Below are 13637 nucleotides of genomic sequence, written 5' to 3'. Positions count from 1 at the left end.
TGAATATTGGTGATTCAATACAACGTTGTCTTTTCTTTCTCGAAGAAAGAATGGTGGCTACTGCGGGATTTGAACCTGCGACCCCATCATTATGAGTGATGTGCTCTAACCAACTGAGCTAAGTAGCCATCTGAGAGCGAGACAATATAATATAATCTTGCTTTCAATGCCATTATCTTTTTAAAGATAATTACACTTTAAATAGTGGCTGGGCTACCTGGATTCGAACCAGGGAATGCCGGCATCAAAAGCCGGTGCCTTACCGCTTGGCGATAGCCCAACAATGATATCTCAAAGACATCTCAATATGGTGCGGTCGGAGAGACTTGAACTCTCACACCTCTCGGCGCCAGAACCTAAATCTGGTGCGTCTACCAATTCCGCCACGACCGCGTTATTTCCTAAAAACTCTTTGTTACTAAAGACAAACTTTAATATCAAATAGAGTGCTTAGGAAATGGTGGCTACTGCGGGATTTGAACCTGCGACCCCATCATTATGAGTGATGTGCTCTAACCAACTGAGCTAAGTAGCCATTTCCATATTGTTGCTCATTTCGAAACGTTGCCGCTTCGCTGTGAACGGGGCGCATTATGCGGAGTTGAGTGAAACCCGTCAACTTTTTTTTTGAATAAATCGCGAATAAACATCTGTTCGGTTTCTTTTTAGGCAAAGAGGCGTATTTGTCGACAAAAAACAGGTCTAAAAGGCGATATATATAGGAAGTTAAGTTTCTGGTGAGGGACAATTTAGAAAGGGGAAAAACAAAAAGGCCAGTGAATTCACTGGCCTTTTTTCTAGATGTTTAATCAGAATTATACATTGAAGCGGAAGTGAACAACGTCACCATCTTTAACGATGTATTCTTTACCTTCAAGGCGCCATTTACCTGCGTCTTTCGCACCGCTCTCACCGTTAAATTCGATGAAGTGATCGAATCCAACAACTTCAGCACGGATGAAACCTTTCTCGAAGTCTGTGTGGATCTTACCCGCTGCTTGTGGCGCAGTTGCACCTACAGGGATTGTCCAAGCACGAACTTCTTTAACACCAGCTGTGAAGTAAGTCTGAAGAGTCAGTAGTTCGTAACCAGAGCGGATCACTCGGTTAAGACCTGGTTCTTCGATACCCATATCCGCAAGGAACTCTTCGCGATCTTCGTCATCAAGCTCAGAAAGCTCTGATTCGATTGCTGCACAAACAGCAACAACAACGTTGTTTTCGTTTTCTGCGTATTCACGAACAGCGTCTAGGTATGGGTTATTTTCAAAACCATCTTCTGCAACGTTTGCGATGTACATTGTTGGCTTAAGCGTTAGGAAGTTTAGGTAGCCGATTGCTGCCGCTTCTTCTTTGCCAAGTTCAACAGTACGTGCCATACCACCTTCAGTTAGAACTGGAAGTAGCTTTTCTAGTACAGTGATTTCGAATTTAGCGTCTTTGTCGCCGCCTTTCGCTTTCTTCGCGTTACGTTGAATTGCACGCTCACAGCTGTCTAAGTCAGCCAGCGCAAGTTCTAGGTTGATCACTTCGATATCTTCAATTGGAGATACTTTGCCAGCAACGTGAACAATGTTTTCATTTTCAAAGCAGCGTACAACGTGACCGATAGCGTCAGTTTCACGGATGTTAGCTAGGAATTTGTTACCAAGACCTTCACCTTTAGATGCGCCAGCAACTAGGCCCGCGATATCTACGAATTCCATTGTCGTTGGAAGGATCTTCTGTGGATTAACAATTTTTGCTAATGCATCTAAGCGTAGATCTGGAACCGGAACGATACCTGTGTTTGGTTCGATCGTACAAAATGGAAAGTTTGCTGCTTCGATGCCTGCTTTAGTCAGTGCGTTAAACAGAGTTGACTTACCAACGTTTGGTAGACCAACGATGCCACATTTAAAACCCATGATATAAACCTTATTCTGCTTTGAACGTATGTAAGCGATTTTGTGCTTTTGGTAGGCCATCTTTTAATAAGATGTCTAGGCTGCGAACCGATTCGTCAACGACGGCCTCGATACACTCTTGCTCTTTTTGAGGAGCTTTGCCTAATACATAACCTGCAACTTTATCTTTGTGTCCTGGATGGCCGATGCCTAATCTAAGACGATAGAATTCTTTATTGTTACCCTGCTTGCTGATGATGTCTTTCAGACCATTATGTCCGCCATGACCACCACCTTTTTTAAACTTTCCAATACCAGGAGGCAGATCTAACTCATCGTGAGCGACCATGATCTCTTCTGGTTTAATTTGGTAGAACTTTGCTAAGGCTGCAACTGCTTTGCCTGACAAGTTCATAAAAGTCGTTGGGATCAGCAAACGAAGATCTTCACCGTGAACCATGATACGACCCGTTAGGCCAAAGAACTTTGGTTCGTTCTTTAGTGTCACGTTATGTACACGCGCTAATTCTTCAACTACCCAAGCGCCCGCGTTGTGGCGAGTTTTGGCGTATTCTGGACCTGGATTAGCCAGTCCAACGAGAAGTTTTATTTGTTGGCTCAAGGTATGGATCTCTCTTGGGATTTCAAAAAGCGCCGTATGATATCACAGTTTATGAAAAAGGTGCGAGCTAGCTGATAGCTGCGCGATTATTCCTGTTTGTGATAACTAGCAGTGCAATATTACTCAGACATAAAAAAAGCACTTCATTGACAGAAGTGCTTAATATCTTTCTCTCGCGTGTTTCTAAAACCAAGCTTTTGTAAAAAAAGCTATTGGGCTTTGATTAGTTGAACATCGCTGAGATTGATTCTTCGTTGCTGATACGACGAATCGCTTCAGCAAGCATGCGAGAAAGGCTAAGTGTTGTCACTTTACCCGTCGCAGCCATCTCTGGAGATAGAGAGATAGAATCCGTTACGATAACTTGGTCTAGAACAGAGTTCTTGATGTTGTTCGCAGCAGTACCAGAGAAAACAGCGTGAGTTGCGTAAGCGAATACACGCTTAGCACCGCGCTCTTTTAGCGCTTCAGCTGCTTTACATAGTGTGCCACCCGTATCGATCATGTCATCAACGATCACACAGTCACGGCCTTCAACATCACCGATTAGGTTCATTACTTCAGAAACGTTAGCACGTGGACGACGCTTATCAACGATAGCGATGTCAACATCACCTAGCGCTTTAGCAGTAGCACGAGCACGTACAACACCACCAAGGTCTGGAGAAACCACAACTGGGTTTTCTAAGCCACGGTTCGCCATGTCTTCTAGAAGAACTGGAGTGCCGAAGATGTTATCAACAGGTACATCGAAGAAGCCTTGGATTTGCTCTGCGTGTAGGTCGATAGTAAGAACGCGGTCAACGCCAACGTTAGAAAGGAAATCTGCAACAACTTTTGCAGTAATTGGCACACGAGCAGAACGTACACGACGATCTTGACGGGCATAACCGAAGTAAGGGATTACAGCAGTAATACGGCCAGCTGAAGCACGGCGCATTGCGTCAATCATTACCACCAATTCCATTAGGTTGTCATTGGTTGGTGCACAAGTTGATTGAATCAGGAATACATCGCTACCACGAACGTTTTCATTGATTTGAACAGCGACTTCGCCATCAGAAAAACGGTCTACAGTAGCATCGCCAAGAGAGATGTATAGACGATCAGCAATACGTTGGGCTAGTTCAGGTGTTGCGTTACCAGCAAATAGCTTCATATCAGGCACGGTGGAAACCTCGGGTTGCGTCCAGTTTTAAATAGATTGTGGGTGGGCTGAGTGGTATTCAGCCAGAGTTTCTTTTAAAGGAGAAATATTTCTTCCTTTCGCTACGAAAGCGGAAACTGTGTCAGGCAGTTGTTCTCGCACCAATTCGGCTTCTTTTTTGCTGTTAAATTCAGCAAAAACGCACGAACCTGTGCCAGTCAATCTCGACGGCGCGTATTGTAGCAGCCATGAAAGTTGCTTATCAACCTCTGGGTACAGCATTCGCACAATTTTTTCGCAATCGTTTACGTATTCTTGCTCTAGAAGCGTTGCTAGCGCTCGCTTTGGCGTGTTTCGAGTTAATTCTGAATGTGTGAATATGTCTACAGTTGCTATGCTCACTTGAGGCTTAACCACAAGGTACCATTTTTCATCCGGATTAGCGGGCTGTAGCTGTTCTCCAACCCCTTCAGCAAAGGCGGCGTGGCCACGAACGAAGACAGGAACGTCAGCACCAAGCTTCAAACCGATCTCGGCGAGTTGATCGTCTGACAGGTTGAGTTGCCATAAATAATTCAGAGCGACCAATACGGTTGCTGCATTTGAAGAGCCTCCGCCAATACCGCCACCCATTGGCAGTACTTTCTTGAGTTCAATATCGGCACCGAAAGAGGTTGAGGTATATTGCTGTAGCGCAGTAGCGGCTTTCCAGATCAGGTTGTCTTCAAGTGCTACCCCAGGAATTGCTGGTGTGATTGTTACCGAGCTAGTTTCTGAGTTTACGGTAACCGTCAGTTCATCACCAAAATCGACAAACTGAAATAAGGTTTGAAGTTCGTGATAGCCATTGTCACGTCGACCTGTGATGTAGAGAAATAAATTCAGTTTAGCCGGAGAAGGCCAATGGGTTGGCGTTGTTATCATTTTTTCAGTGTCCACTTCGAAACTACAATGTTGATTTTGTTATCGTCTTGCTTAAATGACAATCGAGTAGGGAGTGGGATTGTCTCTACCTTAGTGTTGTCTTCATCCGATAGTTGCTTATTCGGCATCTCTGTATTGCGATAGTTAGCAAAACTCAGTGTCCATAGTTGGTTGCTGACTTGTTTGGTGAGAGATTCAAGCGTGTTGGTGGTGTTCAATTGGTAGCTATCGGCTTGGTCTGGAATGCCAAGGAACCATTGTGGTAGATGATCAATAGGGATCTGTAAGCCTGTCAGCTGCTCAACCAAGACTGAAGCACTCGCATGAGTAAATACTTGGTCATCATAGGTCACGACTTTTGCACCCGATGGATCTATGGTTAGGTTCAATGCCGTTTGACCGAGAAAAGTCGTAAGCCTTAATTGACTTTGATTTGGTGAATGCTTCCAAATGAAATTCAGGCTTTGGCGTTGCTCTGGGGAAATGTAAGCGAGCTTGCCTGAGGCTTGATAGTTTTCTATCTGTAAAAGCCGATCTTGATGACTTTGCCATTCAACGCTGGTTGGTTGTTCTGGGATAGACGAGCAACCCACCATAATTATGGCCATAAAAATAAGAGACGTGATTTTGAGAAGTTTGCTCATATTTGCTCACAACTTGTTCAAATTTATCTAAAAAACGCTTCAACTATAGCATTGAATTCACGAAGTCAGGAAAACAAATCCCGCTTGCTCTTTAAATAGAGCCATGCATCAAGTAAAATTCGCCCCTTGTTTCCATTCCCTGATCGAGAACTTCTGATACATGTCTTTGCTTGCCGTAGGTATCAATCACAATACAGCGTCGGTTGAATTGCGAGAAAAAGTCGCTTTTGGTCCAGATAAATTATCTGAGGCACTCAAGCAACTTAACGCAAATGCACACGTAAATGGAAGTGTCATACTTTCTACCTGTAATCGAACTGAATTGTATTGTGACGTCAAAGGCGTGGCAAAAAACAAGCTCATCGATTGGTTGTCCGTTTTCCATCAAGTGAGCCCTGAAGAGCTAAAACCGAGCATTTATGTCCATGAAGAGCAGGCGGCGATTAAACATTTAATGCGCGTAGCTTGTGGCTTGGACTCTTTGGTATTGGGTGAACCACAGATCTTAGGTCAGGTGAAGCAAGCTTATACAGACTCGCGAGAGAACAAATCTGTTGATGCTTCAATGGAAAAGCTGTTCCAGAAATCATTCTCTGTCGCGAAGCGTGTTCGAACTGAAACGGAGATTGGCGGAAGCGCGGTTTCGGTGGCTTACGCAGCTTGTACGTTAGCCAAGCACATTTTTGAGTCGATTGCCGATTCAACCGTGTTATTGGTGGGTGCAGGTGAAACCATTGAGTTGGTGGCTAAGCATCTTTCAGCAAATGGCTGCACCAAGATGATTGTGGCTAACCGAACTCGTGAGCGTGCCTTAGGGCTAGCTCACGAGTTTGGTGCTGAAGTGATCAGCCTTAATGAGATCCCTGATCATCTGCATCGAGCAGATATCGTGATCAGCTCAACCGCAAGTCCGTTACCTATCATTGGTAAAGGCATGGTGGAAACTGCACTGAAAACAAGAAAACATCAACCTATGTTGCTGGTTGATATTGCGGTTCCACGTGATGTGGAATCGCAGGTTGGTGATCTAAATGATGCCTACCTTTATTCGGTTGATGATTTGCAGTCGATTGTTGATGGCAATATCGAACAACGTAAAGTTGAAGCGATTCAAGCTGAAGCGATCGTCAGTGAAGAAAGTGCCGCGTTCATGAGTTGGATGCGCTCTTTACAAGCGGTAGACAGTATTCGAGATTACCGTAAATCGGCTAACGAAATCCGCGAAGAATTATTAAGTAAAAGTTTACAATCGCTTGCCGCTGGCGGTGACCCTGAAAAAGTTTTACTCGAGCTCAGCAATAAGCTCACAAACAAATTGATCCATGCTCCAACGCGCGCACTTCAAAGTGCAGCTGAGCAAGGAGAACCTGCAAAATTAATGGTCATTAGACAGAGTTTGGGCTTAGAAAACCCTCAATAATATTAGACCTCCAACAAGATAAGACATTATGAAAGCCTCGATTCTAGTAAAGCTTGAAACACTTGTTGAACGCTATGAAGAAGTTCAACATCTACTTGGTGATCCAGATGTAATCGGGAATCAAGACAAATTCCGTGCACTTTCGAAAGAATACTCTCAACTTGAAGAAGTGACAGCTTGCTTCCAGTCATACCAGCAAGCGAAAGAAGATCTAGAAGCTGCTGAAGAGATGGCAAACGAAGACGACGCAGAAATGCGTGAAATGGCTCAAGATGAAATCAAAGATGCGAAAGCAGCAATTGAGCGTCTGACTGATGAGCTACAGATTCTTCTTATTCCAAAAGATCCAAACGATGAGCGTAACTGTTTCCTAGAAATCCGCGCAGGTGCGGGTGGTGATGAAGCAGGTATCTTCGCGGGCAACCTGTTCCGTATGTACTCTAAGTTTGCTGAGAAGAAAGGTTGGCGTGTTGAAATCATGAGCAGCAATGCTTCTGAGCAAGGCGGCTACAAAGAGATGATCGCTAAGGTTAGTGGCGACGCTGTTTACGGCACCATGAAGTTTGAGTCAGGCGGTCACCGTGTACAACGTGTACCTGAAACCGAATCTCAAGGCCGTGTTCACACGTCAGCATGTACGGTTGCGGTTATGCCTGAGATCCCAGAAGCGGATCTTCCAGAAATCAAAGCGGGCGACCTTAAAATTGATACTTTCCGTGCATCAGGCGCGGGTGGTCAGCACGTTAACACCACGGATTCAGCAATCCGTATTACTCACTTACCAACGGGTACAGTAGTAGAGTGTCAGGACGAGCGTTCTCAGCATAAAAACAAAGCGAAAGCGATGGCTGTTCTTGCTGCTCGTATTGTTCAAGCAGAAGAAGAGCGCCGCGCGGCAGCGGTTTCTGATACACGTCGTAACCTACTAGGTTCGGGTGACCGTAGTGACCGTATTCGTACGTACAACTACCCACAAGGCCGTGTTTCGGATCACCGTATCAACCTTACAATTTACCGTCTTAACGAAGTACTTGAAGGTGACATGCAAAGCTTGCTTGATCCTGTACTTCAAGAGCACCAAGCCGATCAGCTTGCTGCACTTGCAGAGAACAACTAACCAGTATGCAGTCAGCATATACGGTTGAAAGTGCTTTAAAAGCAGCAATCGTAAAGCTTCAAGAGGGTGATAACACATCACCCTCTATTGATGCCGCGGTACTGCTTTGTCACGCCTTAGATAAACCAAGATCTTACCTACTGACTTGGCCTGAGAAGCATCTCACCTCTGAGCAAGAGTCTGAATTCAATGCCCTTCTAAAACGTCGCTTAACCGGTGAGCCTGTGGCTTACATTATCGGTGAGCGTGAGTTTTGGTCACTGCCGTTAAAAGTTTCCCCTTCTACATTAATCCCACGCCCAGATACCGAGCGTTTGGTTGAAGTAGCGTTGGATAAAACCTTTGGCAAGCAAGGCGCGATTCTCGATTTAGGGACAGGTACAGGTGCTATCGCGTTAGCATTGGCGTCTGAGATGCCGAATCGACAGGTGACGGGTATTGATCTTCGCCCTGAAGCGCAGCAGCTTGCGACAGAGAATGCACAGCGTCTCAACATCACCAATGCGATTTTTTTGCATGGTAGTTGGTTTGAGCCTTTGAGCTCTGAAGGCGTTGTGAAATTCTCTCTGATTGTTTCTAACCCGCCATACATTGAGAAGAATGATCCTCATTTGTCTCAAGGCGATGTGCGTTTTGAGCCGATCACAGCACTGGTTGCTGAAGAGAAAGGGCTTGCAGATATTCGATACATTTCTGAAAACGCACGTGGCTTTTTGGAAAATGAAGGTTGGTTAGCATTTGAACACGGCTATGACCAAGGTTTGGCAGTTCGTGAGATTATGCAGGCGCTCGGTTATCTCGATGTTGTCACAGAGAAAGATTACGGTGGTAATGACCGAGTGACATTGGGTCGTTACTGTTCATAGTTAGTGATTGTTAATCGTCTTGTGAGCAATGGATGATGAACTTGCTAAATTGATACCTTTAACTCGACAATACATTTAACCCGATAATGCATTTAACGCAGAAATACAGAGATTTTATGCAGAACTACAGAGCATTAACGGGTATTGTGAGGCTCGTGTTAACGAAAGCACATATAAAAATATAAAGGAATACCATGTACGAAGGTCTAAAACATTTTCACCTATTAACTATTGCTATAAGTGCGCTACTTCTCTCGATTCGTTTCGCTCTTATGATGGCTAACTCACCTAAGCTTAAGCATCCTTTCTTGCAGCGTTTCCCTCATATCAATGACTCGTTGCTATTGCTATCGGGTATTGGTTTGATTTTCATCACTGGCTTTATTCCATTTACACCAGCAGCACCATGGTTAACCGAAAAACTAACTTGTGTTATGGCTTACATCGCATTAGGTTTCTTTGCGCTTAAGCTAGGTAAAAACAAGCTACTGAGAGTATTCTCTTTCTTTGGTGCGCTAGGCTGGTTAGCGATGGCAGGCAAAATCGCAATGACCAAGACACCAACATTTTTCGGTTAATTATCTCCTTATTTCGGTTAACTATCTATGTACGAATTTTTTGATGAAGACTTTGACCAGCTAGAATTAGCTGAAGGTGCATTGATCTTAAATAAAGCGATTAACCCAGAAACTCAAGACAGTTGGGCAGAGCAAGAGCTGGCGAGATTGTTAAAAGACGCCGAGTTTGCTTTGGTTAATGAAACCGATGAACAGCAGAAGTTTGAATTTTTTATTCGACTATTCTTTTATGAATGGGGCTTTGCTGGCGATAAAGATGCGTATTTCTCTTCGGAAAACGCGTTCATCGATAAAGTGCTTGAGAGAAAGAAAGGCATTCCAGTGAGTCTGGGGGCGATCTTTCTTTTTCTAGGTCGCAAGCTAGGCTTTCCTGTAGAGGGCGTCTCTTTTCCGACTCAATTCTTACTTAAAGTAAGTTGGTACGGGCAAGCTGCGGCCTACATTAACCCTTATAACGGTGAGTACGTTGGCGAACAAACGCTGCGAGCATGGTTAATTGGACATGACGGCCCATTAGCTAAGGTGAAACCTGAGCACCTAGAAGTCGCCGACCACCCAACAATTATTGGTAAGTGGTTAGCCCTGCTCAAGAGTGCACTGCTGCGAGAAGAGCGTTATACGCTTGCATTGAAGTGTACTGACCTTGCTTTGACGTTTGTACCTGATGACCCATATGAAATCCGTGACCGCGGTTTTATCTATCAGCAGCTAGACTGTCACCAAGTAGCCGCAACCGATTATCAATATTTTATCGACCAATGCCCAGATGACCCTGCATCTGAGTTACTGAAATCTCAAGTGAACGTCATGAACGAAAAGACAGTGGTCGTTCACTAATTAATAATTACTTAGAGAGAATATGATGGAACAAAAAACAGTTCACATTGGCGATATGCCAATTGCAAACGACAAGCCATTTACGCTATTTGCAGGCATGAACGTTCTTGAATCTCGCGATCTTGCTATGCAGATCTGTGAGCACTATGTAAAAGTAACCGAAAAGCTAGGCATCCCTTACGTATTTAAGGCGTCTTTTGATAAAGCGAACCGCAGCTCAGTTCATTCATACCGTGGTCCAGGAATGGAAGAAGGTCTTAAAATCTTCCAAGAGCTGAAAGATACTTTCGGCGTGAAGATCATTACTGATATCCACACAGAAGCTCAAGCTCAGCCTGTTGCGGATGTGGTTGATGTAATCCAACTACCTGCATTCCTAGCTCGTCAAACTGATCTTGTTGAAGCAATGGCTAAGACTGGCGCGGTAATCAACGTGAAGAAGCCTCAGTTCATGAGCCCGAATCAAGTTGGCAACATCGTTGATAAGTTCGCTGAGTGCGGTAATGACAACATCATCCTTTGTGAGCGTGGCGCTTGCATGGGTTACGATAACCTTGTTGTGGATATGCTTGGCTTTGGCGTAATGAAGAAGTCTTCAAACGGTAGCCCAATCATCTTCGACGTGACGCACTCTCTACAAATGCGTGACCCATCAGGTGCTGCATCTGGCGGTCGTCGTGAGCAAACGGTTGAACTTGCTAAAGCGGGTCTTGCTACGGGTATTGCGGGTCTGTTCATTGAAGCTCACCCAAACCCAGACCAAGCTCGTTGTGATGGCCCATCTGCGCTACCTCTAGACAAACTAGAGCCGTTCTTGAAGCAGATGAAAGCACTTGATGACCTTATCAAAGGCTTTGAGCATATTGATATTAAATAATTGAGATGGATGTGAAGTAACGGAAACGTTATTTAACAAAGTTGATCTAAGAAAGCCCAGTTCTCTGAATTGGGCTTTTTTTTATCTCGTAAAATCAGCCGAACATAAACCGTTCATTTAAAGAGTTGTTAACATGGCGGGTTATTACCTAAGAAACTCTTATATGAGTGTGAGGTCAGTCCTGTTTGCAGTAAATTGCTGATATTCATCACACTTTGTAAGTAAACGATTGCTTGTGATGCAGGGGAAGTTTGAGTGTAATCTCATAATTTTGTTACACTTAACTGTTGACCTATGCGTGACCAATTCGACATAAATATGAAATCGTCGTGTTACATCTAGAATGTTAATTTAAGATTAGTCATGTTGAAGTCTTATTGTTCGAACTCCAGGAAAGGGGTCGCAATAGATTATAAAAAGCAGTGGATTCCCTAAAAAGTTCAAAGGTATGACAATGAAGCAACGCCTTATTCTAAAGACAGCACTAAGTGCTGCAATTCTAGCTACTCTAGCTGGGTGTGCGTCTCAATCAGCTCATGATTGGAACCAAGACGAAACTTACAAGCTAACGATTCTTCACACAAACGATAACCATGGTCGTTTCTGGCAGAATAAATATGGCGAATACGGCATGTCTGCACGTAAAACGCTAGTTGACCAACTTCGTTCAGAAGTTGAAGCAGAAGGCGGTAGCGTGTTGCTTCTATCTGGCGGTGACATCAACACGGGTGTTCCAGAGTCAGACCTTCAGGACGCAGAACCTGATTTTAAAGGTATGAACAAAATTGGTTACGATGCCATGGCATTGGGTAACCACGAGTTTGATAACTCTTTAGACGTATTACAAAAGCAGATCGACTGGGCTAACTTCCCAATGCTATCTGCAAACATCTACGATAAAGCGACAGGTGAACGTAAGTTCCAAGCTTACGAGATGTTCGAAAAGCAAGGCATCAAGATTGCGGTTATTGGTTTAACAACTGAAGATACCCAAAAGATTGGTAACCCTGAATTTATCGCAGGCATCGACTTCCGTGATCCTAAAGAAGAAGCGAAGAAGCTAATCGCTGAACTTAAAGAAACAGAAAAACCGGATCTAATCTTTGCTGTGACTCATATGGGTCACTACGAAAATGGCCAACGTGGTGTTAATGCTCCGGGTGATGTCGCACTTGCTCGTTACCTAAACGAAGGCGATCTAGACATGATCGTTGGTGGTCACTCTCAAGAGCCTGTATGTATGGAAGGCCCTAACGTTGCGAAGAAAAACTTCAAGCCGGGTGATGAGTGTAAGCCTGACGTACAGAACGGTACTTACATCGTTCAAGCTCACGAGTGGGGCAAGTACGTAGGTCGTGCTGACTACGAATTCCGTAATGGCGAGCTAGAGATGGTGAGCTACGACCTGATTCCAGTTAACCTTAAGAAGAAAGTTAAGATCGACGGTAAGAAGCAACGTGTTCTTATTCAAGATGAAATCGCACAAGACCCAGAGCTACTTGAATTCCTACGTCCTTTCCAAGAGCAAGGTCAGGCACAGCTAGAAGTTCAAATCGCTGAGACAAATGGCAAGCTTGAAGGCGATCGTAACGTCGTTCGTTTCCAACAGACCAACCTAGGTCGTTTGATTGCGACTTCTCACATGGAGCGTGCAAAAGCAGACTTCGCTGTGATGAACTCTGGTGGCGTTCGTGACTCAATTGAAGCCGGTAATGTCACTTACAAAGATGTACTGAAGGTACAGCCTTTTGCAAACATCCTGACTTACACAGACATGACGGGTAAAGAAGTTCTGGATTACCTAAATGTAGTAGCGACTAAACCAATCGATTCTGGTGCTTACGCTCAGTTTGCTGGTATCTCTATGACAGTAGCGAACGGTGAAGTATCGAATGTATTCATCGGTGGCAAACAGCTTCGTCTAGACGAAACTTACCGTTTCACAGTACCAAGCTTTAACGCTGCTGGTGGTGACGGTTACCCTAAACTGTCTGATCACCCAGGTTACGTAAATACTGGTTTTGTTGATGCTGAAGTACTGAAAGAGTACCTAGAAGCAAACAGCCCGGTTGACGTGAACAAGTACGCGCCTTCAGGCCAAATGGTTTACAAGTAATTGAATCCAAGCAATTGTATCAATAGGTGCTAAATTAGATTGACTCTAGCACCATGATAAATTTAACTAAAGCGACGCCTCGGCGTCGCTTTTTGTTTATCTATCGTTTGGATTTGTTATGACCCCAGCAATCAATCTCGCCAAGAAAAAGAAAATCGCTCATAGCGTGCATCAGTACCATCATGATGCCAATAATACGAACTATGGTTTAGAAGCCGTTGAAGCGCTTGGTCAAGATCCCAAACGTGTATTCAAAACGCTGTTGTTCTGCTTGAATGGTGTGGCGAAAGATTTGGCAGTCGCCGTTATTCCTGTCGACCAGAAGCTAAACCTAAAGCTGGCAGCAAAAGCGGCGAAAGGCAAAAAAGCAGAGATGGCTGATCCAGATATTGCTCAGAAAACCACGGGTTATGTCGTGGGGGGAATTAGTCCGCTTGGTCAGAAGAAAGCACTACCTACCTTCGTTCATTCCAGTGCGACAGGTTTTGAAACGATATGTGTGAGTGCAGGTAAGCGTGGGCTAGAGATTGAATTAGACCCAAAAGACTTAACACTGCTGACTCGCGGCCAGTTTGCTGATCTATGTTTATAGATTGTTGTCAT

Annotated in this window: 13 protein-coding genes and 4 tRNA genes; 8 read left to right on the top strand and 9 right to left on the bottom strand. The window is 44.4% G+C overall.

Annotated elements, in window-relative coordinates:
- Positions 1-51: 51 nt before the first annotated feature.
- From AB4167_RS02390 to lolB, 9 genes are all read right to left on the bottom strand, one after another.
- A tRNA-Met gene (locus tag AB4167_RS02390) sits at positions 52-128 on the bottom strand.
- Positions 129-205: 77 nt separating this feature from the next.
- A tRNA-Gln gene (locus AB4167_RS02385) sits at positions 206-280 on the bottom strand.
- A 28-nt stretch (positions 281-308) separates the two neighbouring features.
- Positions 309-393: transfer RNA gene (locus AB4167_RS02380), tRNA-Leu, on the bottom strand.
- Between the two features lie 65 nt (positions 394-458).
- Positions 459-535 (bottom strand) — tRNA-Met (locus AB4167_RS02375).
- A 280-nt stretch (positions 536-815) separates the two neighbouring features.
- A complete protein-coding gene (ychF, locus tag AB4167_RS02370) occupies positions 816-1907 on the bottom strand; it encodes a redox-regulated ATPase YchF (RefSeq protein WP_010439159.1) in 1092 nt (363 codons plus the stop codon).
- 10 nt (positions 1908-1917) lie between these two features.
- Positions 1918-2508 (bottom strand): aminoacyl-tRNA hydrolase, encoded by a 591-nt coding sequence (gene pth / locus AB4167_RS02365; protein ID WP_004739815.1) that lies wholly within the window; start codon positions 2506-2508, stop codon positions 1918-1920.
- Between the two features lie 223 nt (positions 2509-2731).
- A complete protein-coding gene (locus AB4167_RS02360) occupies positions 2732-3676 on the bottom strand; it encodes a ribose-phosphate pyrophosphokinase (RefSeq protein ID WP_004739814.1) in 945 nt (314 codons plus the stop codon).
- Positions 3677-3703: 27 nt separating this feature from the next.
- Positions 3704-4579, bottom strand: coding sequence for a 4-(cytidine 5'-diphospho)-2-C-methyl-D-erythritol kinase (gene ispE / locus AB4167_RS02355; protein WP_372136073.1), 876 nt, complete (start codon positions 4577-4579; stop codon positions 3704-3706).
- A complete protein-coding gene (gene lolB, locus AB4167_RS02350; protein ID WP_372136072.1) occupies positions 4576-5223 on the bottom strand; it encodes a lipoprotein insertase outer membrane protein LolB in 648 nt (215 codons plus the stop codon). Before lolB ends, ispE begins: the two co-directional genes overlap by 4 nt.
- Positions 5224-5383: 160 nt before the next feature.
- Here lolB and hemA point away from each other — a divergent pair, with 160 nt between their 5' ends.
- From hemA to ybaK, 8 genes are all read left to right on the top strand, one after another.
- Positions 5384-6643 (top strand): glutamyl-tRNA reductase, encoded by a 1260-nt coding sequence (gene hemA / locus AB4167_RS02345; protein ID WP_372136071.1) that lies wholly within the window; start codon positions 5384-5386, stop codon positions 6641-6643.
- A 28-nt stretch (positions 6644-6671) separates the two neighbouring features.
- Entirely contained in the window at positions 6672-7760 is a 1089-nt protein-coding gene (gene prfA / locus AB4167_RS02340; protein WP_017062313.1) for a peptide chain release factor 1, read from the top strand.
- A gap of 5 nt (positions 7761-7765) precedes the next feature.
- Entirely contained in the window at positions 7766-8626 is an 861-nt protein-coding gene (gene prmC / locus AB4167_RS02335) for a peptide chain release factor N(5)-glutamine methyltransferase (RefSeq protein WP_372136070.1), read from the top strand.
- 194 nt (positions 8627-8820) lie between these two features.
- Positions 8821-9204, top strand: coding sequence for a SirB2 family protein (locus AB4167_RS02330; RefSeq protein ID WP_009848726.1), 384 nt, complete (start codon positions 8821-8823; stop codon positions 9202-9204).
- Between the two features lie 27 nt (positions 9205-9231).
- Complete coding sequence (locus AB4167_RS02325) at positions 9232-10041, top strand: SirB1 family protein (protein ID WP_017062315.1); 810 nt, start codon at positions 9232-9234, stop codon at positions 10039-10041.
- 22 nt (positions 10042-10063) lie between these two features.
- Complete coding sequence (kdsA, locus tag AB4167_RS02320; RefSeq protein ID WP_017069619.1) at positions 10064-10918, top strand: 3-deoxy-8-phosphooctulonate synthase; 855 nt, start codon at positions 10064-10066, stop codon at positions 10916-10918.
- Between the two features lie 454 nt (positions 10919-11372).
- Positions 11373-13034 carry a bifunctional UDP-sugar hydrolase/5'-nucleotidase UshA gene (gene ushA / locus AB4167_RS02315; protein ID WP_017064163.1) on the top strand — a complete coding sequence of 554 codons (1662 nt, stop codon included), beginning with the start codon at positions 11373-11375 and terminating at the stop codon, positions 13032-13034.
- Positions 13035-13152: 118 nt separating this feature from the next.
- Positions 13153-13626 (top strand): Cys-tRNA(Pro) deacylase, encoded by a 474-nt coding sequence (gene ybaK, locus AB4167_RS02310; protein ID WP_050651812.1) that lies wholly within the window; start codon positions 13153-13155, stop codon positions 13624-13626.
- The last annotated feature ends 11 nt before the right edge of the window (positions 13627-13637 follow it).

Origin of the sequence: Vibrio sp. 10N.286.49.E11, from assembly GCF_041469505.1 — a bacterium.
Taxonomy (GTDB): domain Bacteria; phylum Pseudomonadota; class Gammaproteobacteria; order Enterobacterales; family Vibrionaceae; genus Vibrio; species Vibrio crassostreae_C.
Note: the sequence above shows the minus strand (reverse complement) of the source record. Positions and strands in the feature narration are given on the sequence as shown.